Genomic DNA, 19877 nt, shown 5'->3' with positions numbered 1-19877 from the left:
GCCGATCCGACAATGTCCTATCGCGCAGTCAACAAGATGGCTCGGGATATTGAGGAACGCTATTACCAGATTAAGCTTCGACTAAGAGAGTTGCTTGATCGGGTGCTGGTGGGGCGAGAAACTCAAGAGAACAACCATCCGTGGCACCTGTTATTTAATAACGATGTTGACCAGCCCGCTACGCTTTACCAGGTCAATGCAGGAACGTTTGTCTATGACATGAGCGCTCAGCAGTTAGCTGACCTTCTGGAGGTGATACAGACGATTCTTGATGACTATCTGTTGGCAGGTAATGGGCAAGATATATGGGCGCTTCAGTACATTGCAGCAGAGTATGAGCGCGGCACTCTGGGGGCATATACCAACCTGTCCGTTCAGTCTCCGGTCTATGCCTCGCAAACCACGCTTGGTGCACTTCTATCATCACCTGCGTATCAGAATCAGGTTGCTGCAGCGTACGTCTCCACGTATAGCGACTGGAAGGGGATTAGCGATGCAGCACGCACCGACTTGGCTAACATAGTTGCTGATGCGGTAGGGCGCGGTGTAAATCCACGTGAAACCATGAAGGTCATCAGTAAGCGTTTAGATGTGTCGATGTCCAAAGCCAAAACGATTGCCCAAACGGAGCAGGTAGGGGCTTTACGCGAAGCTCAGTGGAACGAAACAACGTGGGCGCAGGACAGGCTAGGGATACGCACCAAACTACTGCATCTATCCGCACTGAAGCCCACAACGCGAACCTGGCATGCGTCACGGCATGGGAAGCTTTACACGGTTGAAGAGGTGCGTGAGTGGTATTCGAAAGACGGTAACCGTTTTAACTGCTACTGCAGCCAGATCCCAACCGTTGTGGATGAGAAAGACAACGTGGTAAACATAGGACTGGCAGAGCGTTTGGCGAAAGAGCGCGAAGCTTGGCAAACAAAAGAGGCCGCGTGAACGGCCATTTTTACTACACGTCAGCTGTGACGTAAAGAATCCTCAAAACCAATTCATCAGAGTCAATTTCCTGAGACTGATATTCGAGAACATGCTTAATGACTTCTTTAAAGACTGAGAGATCGTTGTTGGCGGGCTGGGCGGCTCTCTGAATAATGAGATCACTTTCTTTTCCATTCAATTTGTACAGGACTTTATAGTTAGCCATTTAATTTCCTTATGTTTTGTGAATAAAGAAATGCTGAAGTTACTCAGCTAAATCAATTAGTCAACTAAACGTTCAAAGAGGAATAGACGTGAAGCTATCCAGCATCCACGTTAAATCCCTCGCCATTAACGCCTCAAATATCTCAACTGAAACTATCGACGGTGAAGAACATTACGTTATTCGCGGCGTTGTGCCGATCGTTGATGACATCGTGATGAATGGCGGCCTATACCCGGCGACGGAGATTAACAAAAGCTATCAAACGCTCGAAGGGAAGAAAATGCCCGCAGGGCACCCAAAAATCGGCAGTGAGTACGTTTCAGCTGAGAACCCAAGAGCAGTTAACCAGTATCACATCGGTGCATGGCAAGAAAATGTCCGTAAAGACGGCGATCGTGTCGTCATGGATATGTACATCAATAAGCGGTACGCAGGCGCAACAGAGAAGGGTAAGCGCCTGATTGATCGGCTCGACGCAATGGTAAATGGCGATGACGTTGAACCTATCCATGTGTCAACCGGGCTCCTGCTGCAACGAGAGCAGAATAGCGGCAAATCAAAAGGCAAACGACATTCATGGATTGCCCGCAACCTTGCGTTTGACCACACGGCTATTTTGTTGGATGAGCCAGGTGCGGGAACTCCAAGTGAGGGTGTGGGCATTTTCGTTAACTCTTCTGGCGACAAAATCGACATTGAAGAGGTGAATCTGAGCGATGCATCAGACCTGACCAAAGAAGGTTTGCTGAATAAAACCAAATTCTTCTTAAGCCCAAACTCTCAGCTTTCTTTTGATGAAATTTACCAACGTATCAGCGACACGCTTAACGGCAATCGCGATATGGGACTGCGCCGCTGGATCGACTCCATTTACCCGTCCTACTTCATCTATGAAGACCAGGGCAAGAAATACAAGCAGTCCTACCTGATCGACGAATCGCAAACAGCCCAACTGGTTGGCGAACCCATCGAAGTAGTGAAAAAAGTCGAATACGACGAAGTTAAAACCAACGGAGAAAGAAACCCGATGTTTAAAGAAAAGATGATCGCCGCGCTGAATGCGAAAGGCGTTAAAACCGAGGGGCTGACCGACGATCAAGTCTTTGATGCCTACAACCAGAACCTACCTGCGACAACCCTTCCAGCCAATAATGCCGAAGCCATTACTGCTGCGGTAAATGCGGCAATCAGCCCATTAACTGCTGAATTGACATCCCTCAAGCAGCAGATGTCCGCAAATGCAGACAAAGATTTGAAAACCAAGCGCGACGCAGTGAAAGCGAAATTCAAACTGGACGATGCTGCTGTTAACGATCTGCAGGGTAACGCCCTGGATAGCTTCTACGCGCAATGCCAAACCACTGAGGGCTTGAATCCAGGCTTCCAGTATCAGCCCAACGCTGAAAATGATCAGTGGAAGGATTATGACCTGAACGCAGGCATGGAACAGGAGAATAAATAATGGCGAACGTCATTTATCGCGGCCCAGTAGAACGTGAGCCGGAAACGTTGAACATTCAGGTTGCTGCTGCTCTTAACCCTGGCGTAGCGGTGAAAGTCGCTTCTGGGAAACTGGCTGTAGCAACGGATACTACTGGTCGCTGGTTCATTCTCGGCAATCGCCGCTTTATCGGCCAGGACATCAATACCGCGTATGCGGTAAATGAAACCGGCGTAGCTTATCGCGTTGAAGGTGAGCAGGAGTATTACGTCCGCCTGGCTGCAGCGACTTATACCGTTGGGCAGGAACTTACCATTGGCGCAAGCGGCATTTTCAAAGCGGCCGCCACAGGTGATCAGGTCATCGCAACTTTCGACGAAAAAGCAGGGCGCACTCTGGCGGCGGAAGGTTTCGCTGACGTGGCGATCCTTTCCACTCCATACGCCAAGGCATAAGGAAAAAACGAATGTTAAAGTTTACCAAGCAACAGCAGGCGCTGATTATTAATGCGCGTCGCCGCTGGGATCTGATGCAGCGAAACATGGCAGTGCAGCATGGTTTTTCTGTTAACGACGCCAACGGTCAATTCATTGCATATGATGACCTGGTAGGTAATGCCTCTGTGCTGCCTAAAGATGTATGGGGTGAGTGGGATCGCTCGGCAATTACCGTGCAGCGTGATGTGCTGGCGGTATTTAACGACCTGGCGGCAAGCGTTTCTCGCCCAATGGCCTTGGGTAAAATTGTTCATTATTTCATGACGTTGTCCGATTCTGGTGATGTAAACATTAGCCTGGATGGTCGCGGTAAAGCGAAGGGTGATCAGCCGGTAATGGCGTATGAAGGAACACCACTGCCAATCATTGACAGTGAGCTGGTTTTCGGTTGGCGGCAAATGCTGGCAGCTCAGACCGAGGGCTACTCACTGGATAGTGACGCCATTTCGAACCATCAGCGCAAAGTAGCAGAGAAGCTGGAAGACATGGTTCTTAACGGCGACCCAGCCATCAACGTCGGCGGTTCTACTATTTACGGCCTTCGCACTGCGCCAAATCGTAGTACCGGTACGCATGCTTTAGACCTGAATGGAGCAACCGGAGCACAGTGGGTTGAGGCGATCTCCGATCTGATTAACTTGCTCCACAATAAAAACTTCTATGCGCCAGTAACTATCTACCTGAACTACAAAGACTGGTTCTATGCCTCAGTGAACGACTATGCGGCAAACTATCCTAAGACCATTCTGTCCCGTCTTATGGAAATCCCTGGTGTGGCGGCTTTGGTTCCTGGTTCAAAAGTGCCAGTCAACGAGCTGCTTGGCGTTGTTAAACGCACCGATGTGGTTCAGATCCTCAACGGCATGCCGATGACCATGCGACCAAAAGCCCGCCAAAACCCTGAAGACGATTATGTCTTCACTGTGCTGGCTGCTGCGGCTCCGCAGTTCAAGCATGACGCTAACGGCCAGGCTGGTTACGTTCAACTCACTAAAGCATAACTGATGGGGCTTTGGCCCCTCTTACTGGAGTATTTATGGCCCAGAAATGGATTGTAACTCACGACAGCCACAAGTTGGCAAAAGGTGAGTTTTTTGAGGGTGACAAATTGCCACTTTGGCTGGTAGGTAAAGCAACACCAATCGCCGAACAGTCGTTTGAAGTGGCAACTCCCAATGCAGTGTTGGAAAAGCTGTCTACCGAGCTGGAAGCGGCAAACAGTGAAGTAAAACGCCTAACTGACAGCAACGCGGCTTTGATCGCTGAACGTGACGAGCTAGCTGGAAAAAATACAGGGCTGTCTACCGAGTTGGAAGCGGCAAAAGCCCAGATCGTAGAACTGTTGAAACCAGCGAAAGGTAAGTAACTATGGCGGCCCCAATCACCAATGAGCAGGTTAAAGCATTTCTGGCTGAGCTGGGGTACTCCATTCCAGACGCAGTGCTGACACCGATTCTGTGCCGTGTAAATGGCATTGATGAGTGTTTGGATGGGGCGGGTTATGACGAATGCACCAAGGAGTTGATCAAGCTCTACGCTGTGGCGTTAATGTCCGCCTCGTCCGGGGCAAGGAAAATTAAATCACAGAGCGCTCCATCCGGTGCAAGCCGCTCATTCGAATACGGCGAAGATGCACTCTCCTGGCTGCGAGCCTCTCTATCACAACTCGATACCAGTGGTTGCACTGCAAGCCTGCCAATCAGTGCCGGTAACAGCGTGGGGTTCTTCTTCGTTGCGGGAGGTTGCTGATGGTTGAAAGTAAGCAAATTGCAGACCTGCTGAACAAGCTTTTCACCCTGGATGCTACAGCAGCAGAAGCGCTCGTTAATCATCGCGTTGAATGCAACGAGGCCTTTTTGGCGTCTGACATCCCATTCGTATGTTCCCGGAGCGGTAACGGTGTGATCAGTATTGGGATTGTTGGCTTTCTAAACGCAATGGCTTCGCCCGACAGTGGACGAGTGGCCGCTAATTACAGTGATGAAAAGCAATTGGTTGGGTTCACTGTGGTTGGATGTAAGGAGTGTGAGCCCTATCAGTATGAGGACTATCTCTCATGAGTGCCGCTGCTAACTGGAGCTATACGGCAGTAGCTACCGTATGGAGAAAGGATGGCCCAGCGGATGAGTATGGTAAGCAGAGGTTTTTACCGCCGATCACGATCATGTGTGATTACGGCGGGGATGCCACGGCGCGGTTAGGCAGTGTCGGTATAGAGTTTGTCGTAAAAAACACGCATTGGACTGAATATGCTGATGCTGAGCGTGGTGATTACATCTTGATAGGAGAGTCTTCAGACCTCGATCCGACCAAAGTCGAAGGCGCAGACGAAGTCCGTCATATCATCCGTGACGCTGACACGTTTGACCGCATAGCCGACGATTACGCGATTATCACAGGGGTCTGATATGGCTGTGAAGGTAAAAGGTATCCGTGAGGCCCAGGCCAATCTGGATCGGCTGATTGGTGACATTCAAGGCCGCAAGGCTGTGCGAGCCATTCACTCGGCGCTACTGCTTATAGGGCAGGAAGCGGCAGCGAGAACACCCGTAGCAACGTCAACCCTCCTTAACTCCCAATTTAGGGAGTTATCTGTAATAGGGAGCAGACTGATAGGTAAGGTTGGATATTCGGCCAATTATGCAGCGGCAGTACATGCTGCCAGTGGAAAATTAAAGGGTCAGCCAAGGCCGAAAAAGAATGGTGTTGCGCAGGGTAATTTTTGGGACGTTAGCGGCGAGCCTCGTTTTCTTGAGAAGGGTGCTGATGCTGCCAGGGATGCAGTTGATGCCATCATTAAGAAGGAGCTATCGCTATGACACCTGCTATGCATCGCCGGGTGCGTGATTACTTTGTTGATGCAGGGCTGACTACCGGATTTATCACACAGATGTTGCGCTGGCGGGACACTGGTAATGATATCGATAAATTCATTGTGTTTCGGCCAAACGGCGGTAGCGCAATTCGCAATGACTTGGGCAGTGAGTACTTAGTTATGGTCGATGTTGTGGGCGCTATCAACGAAGACGAAGATGCCGACAATGCCGCGCAGGCCATTATCAGTCATATCCAGGCTAACCCCATGCCAAATGACTGCATAGGCCACATAGAGAACGTCGGTGGCATCCCATCCCCAGTTTCAACAACTGAAGGGCGATTAGTCTATCGCCTGCAATTCGCTTGCCTGTATGGCGAGTAATCAATAATCAAAGAGGTAAGCAAATATGCAAGGTTGCTCAACTGACAACAGCAAGTTGTTCGGTCGTGGAATTGTGCTTGAGGTAGCTCTGGGCTGCCCTGATACGGTTCCTGCGGAAAGCGAATGGCAATCGCTGATCGCCGGTACATCCAAGGGCTTCGACTTTAGCCCAAACACGGTGACCTCCGATGCAGATGATACTAAGGGCTACGTTGAAAACTTGGTAACAAATTCGGACTTCACCCTTAGCTTTGAAGGCGAAGTACGTAAGCGGGACAAGTTGGATCAGTTCGGCGTTGCGAAGTTCGTCAAGTATTACAACGACGAGATTAAAGCCGCTCGCCAGCCGACCCTCTGGGTACGAGAGGAATACGGCCCGATAACTTTCATCGGCTACATGGTTATCACAGCCTTAAGCTCTGACGGTGGCACTAACGACATCGTTACGCTTTCAACGGAGTTTAAGGTTGCTGATTCTGACACCATACAGGTAATTGATACGCCTGTTGATGTGCCAGTAACTGGCATCACCTTGACCCCGACTAGCGGAACGGTAGCTGCCGGAGCAACGACTACGTTTAACGTGGTGTTTGCACCAGCCAATGCTTCCGATCAATCGTTCACGCTGGTTTCATCCGTACCAACGCGAGCTACTGCGACAGCCTCAGGGCTTGTTGTGACCGTATCAGCTCCATCCGGTGCAACTGCAGGCGCGGCTAACATTACTGCCAAAACAAACGACGGCGCGTTTACCGCAGTTTATGCAGCCACTGTCACCGCGTAACTATCACAAAGGGCATGCTATGTGCCCTTGATGATAATTATTCGAGGCCAATATGATCCCAATGACTGAAATCGGCGAGATGCTTATCTCAGATGCCCAGCACGATTATTTCTTCCGGCCATCTTTCGCCAACATGACCCGTATCGGCTCGCCAGCGGCGATTGTAGAGCGCTTCGCTGAGCTGCATACCAGTGACGCACCGAGATTGCTTGAAGGTGCCATTAAGGCGTATGGCGAGGTTCCTGGGTGGTTACTTGCTCATATCAATGCACCGTCATTCAGTAGCGATGCTATCTACGCTGGTATGATCGTCATGCAGGCGTGCTGCAAAGAGGATGTTAGTTCGCTGGTGGGGGAGTTAAGGCCAAGTAAGAGAGGGAAGAGAGCGTTTGTATTCCGTCGCGGCAGTATGCCACCAAGCGATATTATCGTTCTGGCACAATCCCTAATTACCCACGGCATCATCGGTAAGGCGAAAGTACGAAAGCTACAGCGCCATGAAACAAATGCCTATGTGGCTGAGTTCAGCGCCTTCGAGTACATCAGTGCAGCGCGTAATCACTTCAGCATGCCGCGAACAGAAGCGGAGCAACTGACCATGACCGAGTTTCAGCTTCTGATAAATGCTAAGTATCCAGAGCAGAAAGGTTTCACTGCCGAAGAGTATGACGCCGTGGCTGATGAGTACATGAAGAAGAAAGCACGACGGCTAACCAAGGCTGCGTAGAGGCGCTGATGACAGAAAAAAGATAGCTAACCACGGTATGGTGATCAAAAGATCAGTAACATAGCCGCACGTTCACATGGTAAATTTACAAAAAGGATAATGAGTAAATTACCATGAACAATGAAGCTGACCACCATAGACGAAATCAGCTTTTACTTGAGCGTAGGCTTGAAAAAGTTACTCCAGAATATCTTTCTGAGTTTCTTTATAAGCGTGGTGTACCTATTTTTCAGTGTCTTCTTTGTGGTAGCGAGGACATTGGAATTCCAGAGGCGGGACTTACCACTGTCGGACCAGATGGTGGAGAGTCTATTACATACGTTAGCTACATTAAGCTTGATGCCCCTGGGCCGCCTTGTTCGATCATGGATTACCAGTATCGGGTGATTTGCAGAAACTGCGGCTTTACTCACCACATAGCGGTATGGCCAGTGTTGAAATGGATTGAAGAGGGGCGAGGGAATGGCCAATGATGCGAAGGATTACGGAGTAACATCTTTGGCTGATTATCCTAAATATACATGGCATGGGGGCGGTGGTGATGGAGGTGCTAGCATGATCGAAGTCAGAGTCGCTAAGCTTGAGGCTGATGTTGAGCATATCAAAACTGATGTATCTGAACTCAAGCTGACCATGTTGAAGGTCGAAGGTACGATTGGCTCCATTGACAAAAATCTAGCCGTTTTGATTGAGAAATTTACCGGGCTTAAGGAATCGGTAGATAAAAAACCGTCATCTGATGCGATGGATAAGAAAATTTCAGATGCAAAGCTATCCATTCTTTTGGGTGTTCCGGCGATTATTGGCATTGGCACAGCAGCATATAAGCTCGCAATGCACTTTTTCTTCGCAGGCTAACAAATTATATGAAAAATCCCTAACCCACCCAAGAGGTGGGTTTTTGTTTGTCAGTTTGCCACTTTCAAAGCAGAGCAGTCAGGCCAGCAGTCGTTATCGTTTGAACAACTGCCTTGAGCGCTTCCGTAGGCATATCACCAAGGGTGGATTTAGCTTTATCCTTCTCTGCATCGCTCATGTTAGATATTGCAATAAGGTCCTCAAGAACCACAACCGTGTCGCGATGAAACCTGATGGTCTGGACATTAAGTATTGCACCAAGCCCCCCATCATTTCTAATAAAGTCAATACCTTTGCTCGTGATTTTTGTAAGTGCATAGATGATTTGGGGTGAGCGATAGCCTAATTCGTTACTCACTCTAGCCTCAAGAAGCCCGTGACCGGCAAGATATAGAATATTGGCGGATAAGGTTTTTATACTGCCGAATTTCTCGGCAAATTCTTCCATTAAATGGCTGTCCGCTGTTTCTGGGTAAATATCGCAAAGATATTGCAATAGCTCTCGCTGAATGGTTCGGTCAAATTTATCCATGTGCTTTACCTCGGGTTATTCCAGTCAGATTGCGCCGTTGTTTTCTAACACTCAACGCGAATGTCTTACTACAAGTATGAACCCCAACACTATTGCAGCAAACAGATACGATGCTCCGGTTGCACTAGCTGTTTCTGTAGCGATAATTGCCGACAAAAAGCTAGTCATCTTTACTAGCATCTTATCTTCAACCAAACCTCTAAGTCGTTCCATGTAATTGACTCAAACTGTTTATAAGAGGTCGGTATGGCCTCTTTTGTCAGGCAAGCTTATGGTGCTCTGACTGGGTTCACCAGGGAAAAGCTCCTCGTTTTGTTGACGAAAACCGCTTTGTCGTTGCTACCGCCGCACCCTCTGCTACCATGTAACAATATATTTCTTCGTGGAAGTTATAGGTGGAGCAATGAACATAAAAATTAGCGGTAAAAAAATTAGCGCATATCAGAAAATCTTAGTTGAGAAATCTCGACCGCCAAGCAGGGGTGGTAATGGCAAAGCACTTCATAGTCACATAATTACAATTGATGGCATTAGGTATAGTTTTCTAGCGAATGATTCAAAACAGTGGGTATTCAAGTCTGATACTGTTTCATTTGAGTACGAATCTGAAGGTGTTTATAACAACATTAATCGAGAATCGATAACCACTGTCGATAAGAATGGAGATTCAATTATTCGTGGTAATCGAGGCTATACAAAAAAAATGAGAACTGCTGATACCAGATTGCCAGGATCTAGACGCGAATGTAGAGATTAGCATTGTGCTACATCGTTTACTTGTGGGGATAGGGATGTGACAGAGGAAGAATGGTTAGATGGTTTGCGCCACCTATCGAATGGTCAGATTATTCAGATGCATTTCGAATTGCAGGAACAAATCAAAAAGCATTACAAGCTGAGAGCGCAAGGTAACCACCTGAAGAAAGCGATAGCACTTTGCGAGCAACAGATTGCACTTGCTCCATTGGCGATAAAAGCGTTAAAGGCAAAGCATCAAGCAGACGTGGAAGAATATCGCTCTGTGATGGGGAAGCCTCATCCAAGGCCAGAATTCTTCAACCCGGCACATCATGGGTACCGCCAGTACGCAGTTATACTGCGCCGACAAAAAGACTTTGATAAGCTTGCGCAGATAGAGGCGAAGGGAAAGTTGGAAGGTTGGGCTGGTTGATATGGGGTATCTATGAAAAAGAATTTATTTTTACTTGCATTGTTTGTTTCTCCATTAGCCATGTCGGCAGAGTATAAAATTTCAATACCTACCGATTCCAAAGCTGTGTATACAGTGTTAGGCAAGGGAGAGCATGATGGTCTGAAAACCATTATTACTAAGCGAGAGGGTAGTTCTGGGGTGTCATACTCTGAACGTGCTTATGACTGCGTTAATCGCACAGTAAAGTACTTGGGTGATGGCGAGACTCTGGAGCAAATGAAGTCATCCCGCGCAGATCCAAATATGAGCGATATAGTGCCCGAATCAATCGCTGATTATGTAGGTAATGAAGCCTGTAAGTAAAATATTAACCATAAGAAAATAAACCCCGCTTAGCCGGGGTTTTTTTATGCCCGGAGATCAGTAAATGGCGGAGCAGGACGGTGGGAGCTTGGTTTACCAAGTTGATATTGAAACTGCAAAGATGGTCACAGGTAGCCGTCAAGCAGCTGTTGTTTTAGGGGAGATGGAAAAAAAAGCCAATCGTTCATCTAAAGCAGTCGATGGGCTGACTTCCTCTGCTGATAGTGCTGGTCGGTCTATGTCTGGGTTTAAATCAGTGTTAAGCGGTGTTGCAAGCGCGATATCAGTTGCTTTGATTATCGATTACGGCAAGGCATTTTTGACAGTCGCCGATAATATCACGCAACTCCAGTCACGGATCACCAGGCTATCAACTGACGCAGCAACAGCAATGTCTACGTTTGAAACGTTGATGGCCATAGCATCGACTACCGGCGCTAGCCTCAGGGATACGGCCAAGCTATGGGAGGCAATGACCTCTGCGCTAAAAGGGACAGGAGCAACAAACACCCAAATACTGGCATTAACAGATACGCTTCAGAAAATAGGTAGGGTTGGCGGTTCGTCTACAGAAGAGATGGCAAATGCGTTAAGACAATTCGGCCAGTCTATTTCTTCGGGCACGGTAAGAGCCGACGAGTTTAACTCCATCCTTGAACAAATGCCTGAACTTGCAAGGCAGATTGGAGCTGGTATGGGGCTATCAATGGGGCAGTTGCGGCAAGCAATGCTCGAAGGGAAGTTGAGTGCTCAGGATGCACTTAATGCAATCATGAAGCAGTCATCGGCAGTTAACGATGAATTCTCTAAGCTCCCAAGAACGATGGATCAAGCGAGCAACTCCCTTACAATTTCCCTTCAGAACCTAATAGGGAAAATGAACGAAGCCATGGGCGCTAGCGCAACTATGGTGAAGGTTATTGACTCCATCAGCGCAGCAATTGATAGGCTGAGTGGCAAAACAGAGACGGCATCACAGAAGATTGCAGATCTCACGTCAACCGGCGAAATGTATGCACGAAGGGCAAGAACGTGGTCATGGCTTGGCCTTGATGGCTGGTCAGAACAAAATCAGGCGTTAGCGGCTCTCAGCAACAAAGCTGCCACGCTGATCGGCGACATGAATTCGGTGGCAAAAGCTTCAGAAAACGCGGCCAATGGTACGATTAATTTCAATAACTCTGGCACTGCAAACCCTAAGCAAGATGCATTGGTGAAACGTTCTCAGCAACGCATAGAGCTATCGAAACTTGAAGGGGAAGCAAGGGCCAGGCTACAGGCAGTATATGACGCTGAAGATGCTGGCATATCTAAGAATGATCCGCGAGTGAAGAAACTCCAAGATCAGTATGCCGAGATAGAGCGGAATACCAAAGCCCAGAAAGAAAGCAATGCGGAGGGCAAGAAGTCAGCTAGCCAGGCTGAAAGTGCCGCCCAGAAACTGGCAAACCTGAAGCAGCAGGCTGCTCTTGCTGCCGAATCGACCAGCGAGCTAAGCAGGGCGCAAGCCATCCTCAATGCTCAGCAATCACTTGGTAAAGGCGCAACGCAAACGCAGATCTCCCTGGCCGGTGAATATGCGGCGAAAAAGTGGGACACAGCAAACGCCATTAAGGCGCAAGCAGCGGCTGAGAAGCTGTTACCTGAAGCACGAGAGAATGCCAGTTATACGCAGGATGTGAAGGATTTAAACACTGCCCTTGCCGCGAAGAAAATCAGCCAAGAGCAGTACAATACGACCTCCGAGCAACTAGAGCAGCAACACCAAACCGCTCTGGCTCAAATTAGATCAAATCAGGTTGCGTCTCCCCAGCAACAGGCGGCAGGTTTAGTTGATCCAGTTCAGCAGCTGGCAAATGAGAATGCCCAGAAGCTAGCGCTGATACAGCAATTTACCCAACAGCGAGTAATCACTGAGCAGCAAGGCCTGCTCCTCATGAATGCGGCCAATCAACAATATGAGCAGCAGAGAACAGCGGCGCAATGGGAAATATTAAGCCAACAAAGCCTTGGTTACGACATGCTGACGAGTGCCGTAGACGCCTTTGCTGGCAATGCTTCCAACGCAATAACAGGCTTAATTACTGGCTCGATGAGCGCAGAAGAAGCGCTGAAATCTCTTGGTAGCACGATGCTAAACAGTGTCGTAAATAGCTTGGTTCAGGTCGGTGTTGAGATGTTGAAAAATTTCATCATCCAGCAAGTCATGGGTGGGGCGGCGACTACGGCTGGAGTTGCGCAGGCGGGAATACTTGCATCAGCATGGGCAGCCCCAGCAGCATTGGCTTCTCTTGCATCGTTTGGTGGTAACTCTGTCCCCGCAATGGCAGGGATGACTGCCACAGTGGGTCTCGCTAAAGGTTTAGCTGTTGCTGGCGCTCGTTATTCAGGTGGCCCAGTTGCTGGCGGTTCGATGTATCGCGTTGGTGAGAGAGGAAAGCCAGAGCTGTACCAGGCATCGAACGGCAGCCAGTACATGATACCTGGTGATAATGGGAAGGTGATCAGCAACAAGGACATGCAGAGCGGAGGAATGAACGTCGTGGTTAACTTCAATGACTATTCGTCAGGCTCGCATACTTATGATTATCAAGCATCACAGTCAGGTAATACGCTAACCGTTGATGCTTTCATAGCAGATATGGATAACGGTGGGCCTATGAGTCAAGCCGTATCGAGAAATCATCAAGCCCCTCGCAGGGCGACAAACTAATAACCCGCTTCGGCGGGTTTTTTATTACCGGGAGAAAACCGTGGCAATACCTTATCCCGACTGGCTATCCCTTCCTCAGAAGGCCAACAAGAGCCGCACAATTGATACCGGGTTTCGTACCGACCAACCGGCAGTGGGTGCGCCAATCTTCCAGCGGCTGACTGATGACCTCAAAACCACCTGGTCACTGAACTGGATTTTCACTCTGCCAGAGGATCGGGCTTTTGAGCAGTGGTACCGAAGTCCGCGCTATCTCGATAACGGCAACCAGTGGTTCACCATGCTGTGCAATCTGGGTGGCTCTGGTATGCAGGTGCAGGAGCTGCATTTTATCGCGCCACCGGTACAGACGAGTATCAACGGCAATACCACAACATGGACTGCCAGCGTTATCACTCGGAAAGTCTACAACCCGGATGATGAATACTCAGATGTCATTGTTGAGCTGCCGCCGAACCAGTGGGGGATTATTGACGAGGTAGTTAACCGAGATTTACCGGAGTTTTAAATGCCAACGTTACGCGAATTTCAGTCTCAGCGTCCTAACCGCATTTTGTATGACACCATGACGTTCTATCACTCGACCTTCGGCTATATCCGCCTGGTGAACCGGCAGATTTACCCCAAGACGTTTGCGGGGCAAATTTACACACCATGCCGGATGGAGGTTTCAGAGAGCCAGCAGAGCAACACGCCGGTAATCAACGCTACGGTGAAGTTTGGCCGCTTGGCGCAGGATTTTAAGCAGCAGTTGAAACTATGGCGAGCTTACTCCCGGATAACGCCTATATCAGCCACCTACCAGCGCTTTGATGCTGCTGACATGAACACGCCGCTGAAGCCGTGGACGCTTTACGTTAAAGATGTGTCGATGGATGAGAGTGATGTCACGTGCTCACTAACGCTTCAGAACCCGCTGAACAACAACATTGCCTTTCTCTATAACACTTCGGAATTTCCAGGGCTGGCCAATGCATAAATGGAATGAGTTCTTTGAATATAGAAATGGTTGTCTTTTTTGGAAAATTAGTCGTAGAGGACCAGTAAAGGCTGGTGATGAGGTCAGGAATATTGATGGTAAAGGATATATCCGCGTAATGGTGAACAGGAAATTTTACCTTGCTCATCGAATTATCTACGAATTACACAACGGCCCTATTCCTGACGGAATGCAAATTGACCATCTTGATGGAAATAGAACCAACAACGCTATTGAAAATTTGAGAGTTTCATCTTCGTCAACCAACCAAAGAAATAAAAGCAAACAAAGCAACAACACTTCAGGCGTGACCGGTGTTTGTTTTGATAAAAGCTCTTGCAAATGGCTTGCCAGGATATGCCACACCAACCTCGGTAAGTTCGAAAGCTTTGATGAGGCATGCAAAGCAAGGCAGGAAGCCATTAAATCAAACCCATCATTCACCTTGAGGCATGGGAAATAAAATGAGTAAAGATGACTTCATTTCGAAAATGATTGGCGTCCCATGGAGAAACAGAAGCTGCACATTTGATGGCGCAGATTGTTGGGGATTAGTCACTTTGTATTACCGCTATGTGCTGGGCATTGAGATACACCAGACACCGGACTACGAAGCCGGTAGCGACTTCCTGACGTGCTTTACGGGTGATGTTGTGTTTTGGCAACGGGCCGAAAAGTCCGCCGACAGTAGCATCTTTATCGCGTATTACGGCGCTGAGCCAAAGCATGTCGGTTTGGTGGTGGATGGGCAAGCATTCCATAGCCGTGGCGAATCAGGCCAGGTGCGCTTTGACAAGCTTCGGACTTTAGAAAAAGTATTCACCAAAGTGGAGTTTTACGATTATGCCGTTGATAGAAGTTCAGCGCGTGCCGGGGATACCCAAAGAGAGACATAACCTCGCAGCAGGCAGTATGTTTTACCCTTGGCTCAAATCGGCCAATTTGCATTGTGATGTTGAGATACTGAGGAATGGAGTAAAGCTTAAACCTGATGATGAACTGAACTTTCCGCTGAACGAGGGCGACATCATCAGCGTGTTTGACCAGCCAAAGAGTGGCGCGCTCGGCACAATCCTAAACCCGCTTGAACACTTCAACCCGATAAAGTTTACCCAGAAAATCCTATCGTCGCTCATCAGCCAACCGAGCGCTAACGCAGCCAGTAATAACTCCAAAACATCGCCTAACAACAGCCTGAAAGGGCAAACCAACATTGCTCGTAATGGTGAGGCTAAGCCAGACAACTACGGGCAAGTAAGGGCTTTCCCTGATCTCATTCAAGAGTCGCTATTCGAGTACACCAATAACATCAAAAAGGTGACTGAGTGGATGAACTTCGGGCTGGGCAAGTATGACGTGACGTCTGTTCGTTACTCAGAGTCAAACCTGGGTGCGCTGGCCGGAGCCTCATACCAGATTTTCCAGCCAGGTCAGAACATACCGCTCATCAATGAAGGGTTTGCTTTCGATGACATTGACGGCCAAGAGCTTCCAGGGCCAAACGAGAGCGAAGACTTCCCTGCTGAAACGGCTACGACAACCACGGATATGGTTTCTGGTGAATTCGTTGCCGGTCAGGCTCAGGTGAAGATTAAGCAAAATAGTGACTTCGACTACTTCTATGACCTGCCGAAACCGCACTCAGTGTCATTCGTGGTTAACGTCACCTACAACACGGTATCAGGCCCAGTAACGCGAGATATAACCGTGTTTGCTGATTTAGCCAATGCAACGACCTCTGATGATGGCGCTCCAGTTGACCCGCAACATTTCTATGAATTTACATTTTCAAACCTTGGCGGGAATGACATTGGGCAGATCCCCGCTGATGCAGTCATTAACACCACCATATTTACCCTAAACGACAACGAGCCACTGGTTATTGGGCCTTCATTCTCTCCGGTGGCGGGTGAGCAGCTTTGGATACACCTTCAGGCCCAGTTAGGGCATGGGGATTATGCAAGGACAACGGTGACGTGGTGGAAAATTGACGATGACAATAATCAGATACCCGGCACATCTGAACTGCTAAATATTGGACTGAATAATGATGATGAAAATTCAGATACCAAATACGGGACATTTAAAATAACACCGGCTGCAGGGTATGGGCGTTATGCGCTGCAATTTGTCAGAACGAACAACAGCAATGATCACTCAGTCCTGAAGGTTGAAGCGGTCCACATTATTAGAACGCGGACCAACGTCGCTTATCCAAATGATACCCTTGTAACCGTTACAGTCACTGCTACCGAGAGAGCGACAAGTTCACGCGATCGTAAATATAACGCGCTCATTACCCGCCATGTCATCAGTTACGACCTAACAACCCAAACTGTCAATTACACAGAAAGGCCAACACGCTCCTTTGCAGATGCTGTGCTGCACACCTGGGTAAAAATGGGCGGACAGGCAGAATCCAGTATTGATATTTATGAGCTGTATTCAATTGCGGCTTCACTGCCGGATCCGCGCCTGGGTTACTTCGACTACACGTTTGACGATGAAGATATCTCGCTTGGGGCCAGGGTGCAGACCATTTGCGACGCGGCTACAGTTACCGCGTTTTTTGATGATGGCGTGTTGTCATTTACACGTGACGAGCGCAAGCCGAATGCTGTGACCTTGTTTAACCGTGCCAATACCAAAGCCGAGGATTACAGCCTTTCGTATGACATGACGCTACCTGGTGGCTTTGATGGGGTTCATGTTACTTATAAGAACCCCACGACAAACAAACAGGCGTTTGTTCGTTACCGGATCACCGGCTCAACGATAGAAGAGGGGGAGCCAGTCAAGGCGAAGAAGTTCGATATGCTGTATGTCAGGAACTCATATCAGGCTCGGGACAGGGCCATTAAGGAGGTACGCCGTCTTCTCTACTCACGGCAGACGATGTCTATTCGGGCGTTGGCCGATGGTGAATGGGTGAATGTTGGGCAAATGGTGCAAGTGCCGGATATCTACGACGCTAATCAGCAAGATGGGTATATCGTTGCCAGGAACGGAAACAATTTTGATACCAGTGAGCGCATTGAATGGCAGGGGGATATGTTTGTTATCGTCACCGATTCGAATGGATCTCCGACTGCACGCGTTCAGGCTTTCCCCCGCACAGATACGATATTTGGATTCACCGCAGCGGTACCAGTAATAACCCTTAATATTTTTGACGGCTACAACGTGCAGTCACCCTCCCGTTATGTCATCGCCACCCAAGTGGAGATGGATGCGACAAAGTGGACGATCACAGAAAAGAAACCAAATGGCGACGGGACTACCTCGTTAACCATGTCTGAATATAACGATGAAATGTATAATTACGAGGTAACTGAATAAATGGCTACCACACCAACTACTAATCCAATTCCTAGCGGATCCGTTCAGGATTTAAAATTCAATTCAGAGAAAATAGACGAAATAGTTACTTCTGACAGCAAAACTTATACGGATAGGTTTGGTGTTCAACGTTACACATGGGCAGGTGCATTAGCTAACATTGCTCCACTTGGTCACCCGTGGACTGAAACGGAAGCGGCAGATGCTATAGCGTCTGGAGAAATACCTAATGATGCTTACTATTTTGTTTGGTCAAGTGATAGTAAAAGCATCGCTGATGTATGGCAAAACGTAAATGGCACAGGAACTAAAACAGATAAAAGCTATCCATCAAGTGAATTTGTCTTTGAGATTAAAGCGAAGCTGGATTTTCTCTATGACAGTAATGCTAAAAATGTTTCTGGCTTCCCGGGGATAGCTGAAATGGCTACAGATAAGAACGGTAATGTAACCTTTCAACGTTTAGATGATGGCACCGCTCAATTCCCGGCAGTGATGGTTGGCAGTAATATTGAACAAGTTCAGACATCAGATGGATCGTCATTTCAGTCAAGGGCGACAGGTAGCTCCGTTCTTGGGTTATCAGAAGATGGAAGTATGCGAATGCTTAAACAGGATGTGATCATTTCACGTGACTATCCTGAATATTCAGAAGTGCATGCGGATCGTTACGGCGAAATATTTAAGTTAGTAAAAAGAAATGGTGAAGTTGTAGACCTAAGAGACGATGGAGACGCTCAAAGTGAGCCAGAGGTATCTGCAGAAGGCGGGTTAGCTATAGAGGTTAATGGGGTTATTTACTTCATTCACACAAATGGCGACAACTTTGCACTGACTGTTGATGCTGGAAATAACACCCCGGTGACATTCAAGGCTGTAAACGGTGAATACTTCGTTAAGTTTGCATCGCAGGAGGGCGGGAGTGGTGACTTTAAGCTTCACCGGGCTTCGGTTGCTACGGCCTCACGGATCCGCCAGGGCAATGCCGATTTTATTCATATTATTATCGTCGGACAGTCTCTTGCAGTTGGTGGGGCAACCATCACGCAACCGGCAGTAACTGTAACGCCCCGCTATCCATATGGCGCGATGACTTTTAACGGCGGACCAAAATTCGACAGTGCAAATCCGGCTAAATCTGTTGCAGAAACAGACCTGGAATACCTCGTTCCGATGGCAGAAAATATCGGCAAGGTTAGCGGTCAGGAATCAGATTGCGGGGGTATTGCTGAGCGCTTGTTTGAAAAGTCCGGAGTGACATGCATGGCCTCCGCCACAGGGGCGTCAGGAACCACGTTGGCTAATATTTCCTACGGAACTGCATCTTTTAACGCTACAAAACTAGTGATGCAACGGGCACATGATATCTCTGTCGGCTTGGGGATGAACTATAAACCTTTTCTATTGTTTATTCATGGCAACGCTGATGCTGTTATGAATACCAATGCTAACGTTTATAAAGATCTGATGCTCAATTTGCGTATTGATTATCAAACATATCTCCGCTCATTATTGGATGACGACGAATTTACCCTGAAAGTGTTCGTTCAGCAGTTTAGCAACGCGACCGTGCAGGCTGGTGCAACTGGGGCTGACGTTAATTTAGTCATCGGTAATGCTCAGTATGAAGTCTGCCGCGATAATCCTGAATTCACACTAACAGGAACTCAGTACGCAAGGCCGTATGTCGATAAAGACCACTTGTCGAATAATGGATATCGCACCGATGGTGAGATTGTTGGTGTAGCGATTGCTGAATTTATTCGCAATGATGGAGTTATGGCATTGCGACCTGATGAAGCCAATATCATCCAGACATCAAGCGAAATTATCATTCCCTTGTTTGGTGGTGTTGGTAATGCCGTTATCGATGCGGTTCGAGTTTCAGACCCCGGAAATTATGGATTTAAACTTGTAGGCGCAACAATTACAGGTGTGACAATCTCAACGGGCAACGTCATTCATATTGCCAAGACGGGTGTCGCTACGGCTGTAAATTATGCATACACGGGCAATAGAGCAAATTATCCCGGCAGGCTAACGGGTAACCGTGGTTGTATCAGGGATTCAGCAACTGATGTGTCACCAGTTTCAGGCCTTCCGCTTTACAACGATCTCGTCGCATTCAATAAATCTCTCTGA

General features: G+C 48.2%; 26 protein-coding genes. 24 read left to right on the top strand and 2 right to left on the bottom strand.

All coding sequences use genetic code 11. The annotated features are described in order from the left end of the window. The first annotated feature begins 36 nt into the window (after positions 1–36). Positions 37–942, top strand: a complete 906-nt coding sequence (locus SGR01S_RS13350) for a phage minor head protein (RefSeq protein ID WP_082797631.1) — start codon at positions 37–39, stop codon at positions 940–942. Between the two features lie 13 nt (positions 943–955). Here SGR01S_RS13350 and SGR01S_RS13345 read toward each other — a convergent pair whose 3' ends face one another. After that, on the bottom strand, positions 956–1150 hold the full coding sequence (locus SGR01S_RS13345; RefSeq protein ID WP_061807682.1) for a hypothetical protein: 195 nt from the start codon (positions 1148–1150) through the stop codon (positions 956–958). An 88-nt stretch (positions 1151–1238) separates the two neighbouring features. Between SGR01S_RS13345 and SGR01S_RS13340 the strand changes: the two genes are divergently transcribed. From SGR01S_RS13340 to SGR01S_RS13280, 13 genes are all read left to right on the top strand, one after another. Beyond that, the gene (locus tag SGR01S_RS13340; RefSeq protein WP_061807681.1) at positions 1239–2612 is read left to right on the top strand and encodes a DUF2213 domain-containing protein; all 1374 of its coding nucleotides are present in this window, start codon (positions 1239–1241) and stop codon (positions 2610–2612) included. Next, complete coding sequence (locus tag SGR01S_RS13335) at positions 2612–3046, top strand: hypothetical protein (protein ID WP_061807680.1); 435 nt, start codon at positions 2612–2614, stop codon at positions 3044–3046. The genes SGR01S_RS13340 and SGR01S_RS13335 overlap by 1 nt, the downstream gene beginning before the upstream one ends. 11 nt (positions 3047–3057) lie before the next feature. Further along, entirely contained in the window at positions 3058–4089 is a 1032-nt protein-coding gene (locus tag SGR01S_RS13330) for a major capsid protein (RefSeq protein ID WP_061807679.1), read from the top strand. 35 nt (positions 4090–4124) lie between these two features. Next, positions 4125–4454, top strand: coding sequence for a hypothetical protein (locus SGR01S_RS13325; protein ID WP_073963448.1), 330 nt, complete (start codon positions 4125–4127; stop codon positions 4452–4454). A 2-nt stretch (positions 4455–4456) separates the two neighbouring features. Next, complete coding sequence (locus tag SGR01S_RS13320) at positions 4457–4837, top strand: DUF7370 family protein (protein WP_061807678.1); 381 nt, start codon at positions 4457–4459, stop codon at positions 4835–4837. Next, positions 4837–5148 carry a hypothetical protein gene (locus tag SGR01S_RS13315; RefSeq protein ID WP_061807677.1) on the top strand — a complete coding sequence of 104 codons (312 nt, stop codon included), beginning with the start codon at positions 4837–4839 and terminating at the stop codon, positions 5146–5148. Before SGR01S_RS13320 ends, SGR01S_RS13315 begins: the two co-directional genes overlap by 1 nt. Then, positions 5145–5495: a hypothetical protein gene (locus SGR01S_RS13310; RefSeq protein ID WP_061807676.1), complete on the top strand. Its 351-nt coding sequence runs from the start codon at positions 5145–5147 to the stop codon at positions 5493–5495. Before SGR01S_RS13315 ends, SGR01S_RS13310 begins: the two co-directional genes overlap by 4 nt. Position 5496: 1 nt before the next feature. Beyond that, the gene (locus SGR01S_RS13305; RefSeq protein WP_061807675.1) at positions 5497–5907 is read left to right on the top strand and encodes a hypothetical protein; all 411 of its coding nucleotides are present in this window, start codon (positions 5497–5499) and stop codon (positions 5905–5907) included. Then, on the top strand, positions 5904–6287 hold the full coding sequence (locus SGR01S_RS13300) for a phage tail termination protein (protein ID WP_061807674.1): 384 nt from the start codon (positions 5904–5906) through the stop codon (positions 6285–6287). Before SGR01S_RS13305 ends, SGR01S_RS13300 begins: the two co-directional genes overlap by 4 nt. Before the next feature lie 25 nt (positions 6288–6312). Continuing rightward, on the top strand, positions 6313–7071 hold the full coding sequence (locus SGR01S_RS13295) for an Ig-like domain-containing protein (protein WP_061807673.1): 759 nt from the start codon (positions 6313–6315) through the stop codon (positions 7069–7071). A 52-nt stretch (positions 7072–7123) separates the two neighbouring features. After that, on the top strand, positions 7124–7798 hold the full coding sequence (locus SGR01S_RS13290; protein WP_061807672.1) for a DUF6246 family protein: 675 nt from the start codon (positions 7124–7126) through the stop codon (positions 7796–7798). A gap of 113 nt (positions 7799–7911) precedes the next feature. Further along, complete coding sequence (locus SGR01S_RS13285) at positions 7912–8271, top strand: hypothetical protein (protein ID WP_073963447.1); 360 nt, start codon at positions 7912–7914, stop codon at positions 8269–8271. Beyond that, positions 8261–8656, top strand: a complete 396-nt coding sequence (locus SGR01S_RS13280; protein WP_255212228.1) for a hypothetical protein — start codon at positions 8261–8263, stop codon at positions 8654–8656. Before SGR01S_RS13285 ends, SGR01S_RS13280 begins: the two co-directional genes overlap by 11 nt. A gap of 64 nt (positions 8657–8720) precedes the next feature. Here the strand turns inward: SGR01S_RS13280 and SGR01S_RS13275 are convergent, their stop codons facing one another. Continuing rightward, a complete protein-coding gene (locus SGR01S_RS13275; RefSeq protein WP_061807670.1) occupies positions 8721–9188 on the bottom strand; it encodes a hypothetical protein in 468 nt (155 codons plus the stop codon). Between the two features lie 403 nt (positions 9189–9591). On the opposite strand from SGR01S_RS13275, the gene SGR01S_RS23770 reads away from it, so the two are divergent. The 10 genes from SGR01S_RS23770 to SGR01S_RS13230 all read left to right on the top strand — a co-directional run bounded on the left by SGR01S_RS23770 (position 9592) and on the right by SGR01S_RS13230 (position 19877). Continuing rightward, positions 9592–9945 carry a hypothetical protein gene (locus SGR01S_RS23770; protein ID WP_073963446.1) on the top strand — a complete coding sequence of 118 codons (354 nt, stop codon included), beginning with the start codon at positions 9592–9594 and terminating at the stop codon, positions 9943–9945. Between the two features lie 36 nt (positions 9946–9981). Next, entirely contained in the window at positions 9982–10359 is a 378-nt protein-coding gene (locus SGR01S_RS13270) for a hypothetical protein (RefSeq protein WP_061807669.1), read from the top strand. A 12-nt stretch (positions 10360–10371) separates the two neighbouring features. Beyond that, the gene (locus tag SGR01S_RS13265) at positions 10372–10704 is read left to right on the top strand and encodes a hypothetical protein (RefSeq protein ID WP_061807668.1); all 333 of its coding nucleotides are present in this window, start codon (positions 10372–10374) and stop codon (positions 10702–10704) included. Between the two features lie 64 nt (positions 10705–10768). After that, positions 10769–13417, top strand: coding sequence for a tape measure protein (locus SGR01S_RS13260; RefSeq protein WP_061807667.1), 2649 nt, complete (start codon positions 10769–10771; stop codon positions 13415–13417). Positions 13418–13457: 40 nt separating this feature from the next. After that, positions 13458–13925 carry a hypothetical protein gene (locus SGR01S_RS13255; RefSeq protein ID WP_061807666.1) on the top strand — a complete coding sequence of 156 codons (468 nt, stop codon included), beginning with the start codon at positions 13458–13460 and terminating at the stop codon, positions 13923–13925. Further along, on the top strand, positions 13926–14396 hold the full coding sequence (locus SGR01S_RS13250; RefSeq protein WP_061807665.1) for a DUF1833 family protein: 471 nt from the start codon (positions 13926–13928) through the stop codon (positions 14394–14396). Further along, positions 14389–14859 carry an HNH endonuclease signature motif containing protein gene (locus tag SGR01S_RS13245; protein ID WP_061807664.1) on the top strand — a complete coding sequence of 157 codons (471 nt, stop codon included), beginning with the start codon at positions 14389–14391 and terminating at the stop codon, positions 14857–14859. The genes SGR01S_RS13250 and SGR01S_RS13245 overlap by 8 nt, the downstream gene beginning before the upstream one ends. Before the next feature lies 1 nt (position 14860). Beyond that, positions 14861–15292: an NlpC/P60 family protein gene (locus SGR01S_RS13240; protein ID WP_255212227.1), complete on the top strand. Its 432-nt coding sequence runs from the start codon at positions 14861–14863 to the stop codon at positions 15290–15292. Continuing rightward, the gene (locus tag SGR01S_RS13235; RefSeq protein WP_061807663.1) at positions 15240–17735 is read left to right on the top strand and encodes a host specificity factor TipJ family phage tail protein; all 2496 of its coding nucleotides are present in this window, start codon (positions 15240–15242) and stop codon (positions 17733–17735) included. The genes SGR01S_RS13240 and SGR01S_RS13235 overlap by 53 nt, the downstream gene beginning before the upstream one ends. Then, positions 17736–19877, top strand: a complete 2142-nt coding sequence (locus SGR01S_RS13230) for a hypothetical protein (RefSeq protein WP_061807662.1) — start codon at positions 17736–17738, stop codon at positions 19875–19877.

This window comes from Serratia grimesii NBRC 13537 (genome assembly GCF_001590905.1).
GTDB classification, from domain to species: Bacteria; Pseudomonadota; Gammaproteobacteria; order Enterobacterales; family Enterobacteriaceae; genus Serratia; species Serratia grimesii.
This window is presented reverse-complemented; position numbering and strand designations above follow the sequence as displayed.

Coding starts and splice junctions, on each gene's coding strand:
- SGR01S_RS13350 (WP_082797631.1), top strand. CDS start 37: ATGGCTCGGGATATTGAGGAACGCTATTACCAGATTAAGCTTCGACTA.
- SGR01S_RS13345 (WP_061807682.1), bottom strand. CDS start 1,150: ATGGCTAACTATAAAGTCCTGTACAAATTGAATGGAAAAGAAAGTGAT.
- SGR01S_RS13335 (WP_061807680.1), top strand. CDS start 2,612: ATGGCGAACGTCATTTATCGCGGCCCAGTAGAACGTGAGCCGGAAACG.
- SGR01S_RS13330 (WP_061807679.1), top strand. CDS start 3,058: ATGTTAAAGTTTACCAAGCAACAGCAGGCGCTGATTATTAATGCGCGT.
- SGR01S_RS13325 (WP_073963448.1), top strand. CDS start 4,125: ATGGCCCAGAAATGGATTGTAACTCACGACAGCCACAAGTTGGCAAAA.
- SGR01S_RS13320 (WP_061807678.1), top strand. CDS start 4,457: ATGGCGGCCCCAATCACCAATGAGCAGGTTAAAGCATTTCTGGCTGAG.
- SGR01S_RS13315 (WP_061807677.1), top strand. CDS start 4,837: ATGGTTGAAAGTAAGCAAATTGCAGACCTGCTGAACAAGCTTTTCACC.
- SGR01S_RS13310 (WP_061807676.1), top strand. CDS start 5,145: ATGAGTGCCGCTGCTAACTGGAGCTATACGGCAGTAGCTACCGTATGG.
- SGR01S_RS13305 (WP_061807675.1), top strand. CDS start 5,497: ATGGCTGTGAAGGTAAAAGGTATCCGTGAGGCCCAGGCCAATCTGGAT.
- SGR01S_RS13300 (WP_061807674.1), top strand. CDS start 5,904: ATGACACCTGCTATGCATCGCCGGGTGCGTGATTACTTTGTTGATGCA.
- SGR01S_RS13295 (WP_061807673.1), top strand. CDS start 6,313: ATGCAAGGTTGCTCAACTGACAACAGCAAGTTGTTCGGTCGTGGAATT.
- SGR01S_RS13290 (WP_061807672.1), top strand. CDS start 7,124: ATGATCCCAATGACTGAAATCGGCGAGATGCTTATCTCAGATGCCCAG.
- SGR01S_RS13285 (WP_073963447.1), top strand. CDS start 7,912: ATGAACAATGAAGCTGACCACCATAGACGAAATCAGCTTTTACTTGAG.
- SGR01S_RS13280 (WP_255212228.1), top strand. CDS start 8,261: ATGGCCAATGATGCGAAGGATTACGGAGTAACATCTTTGGCTGATTAT.
- SGR01S_RS13275 (WP_061807670.1), bottom strand. CDS start 9,188: ATGGATAAATTTGACCGAACCATTCAGCGAGAGCTATTGCAATATCTT.
- SGR01S_RS23770 (WP_073963446.1), top strand. CDS start 9,592: ATGAACATAAAAATTAGCGGTAAAAAAATTAGCGCATATCAGAAAATC.
- SGR01S_RS13265 (WP_061807668.1), top strand. CDS start 10,372: ATGAAAAAGAATTTATTTTTACTTGCATTGTTTGTTTCTCCATTAGCC.
- SGR01S_RS13260 (WP_061807667.1), top strand. CDS start 10,769: ATGGCGGAGCAGGACGGTGGGAGCTTGGTTTACCAAGTTGATATTGAA.
- SGR01S_RS13250 (WP_061807665.1), top strand. CDS start 13,926: ATGCCAACGTTACGCGAATTTCAGTCTCAGCGTCCTAACCGCATTTTG.
- SGR01S_RS13245 (WP_061807664.1), top strand. CDS start 14,389: ATGCATAAATGGAATGAGTTCTTTGAATATAGAAATGGTTGTCTTTTT.
- SGR01S_RS13240 (WP_255212227.1), top strand. CDS start 14,861: ATGAGTAAAGATGACTTCATTTCGAAAATGATTGGCGTCCCATGGAGA.
- SGR01S_RS13235 (WP_061807663.1), top strand. CDS start 15,240: ATGCCGTTGATAGAAGTTCAGCGCGTGCCGGGGATACCCAAAGAGAGA.
- SGR01S_RS13230 (WP_061807662.1), top strand. CDS start 17,736: ATGGCTACCACACCAACTACTAATCCAATTCCTAGCGGATCCGTTCAG.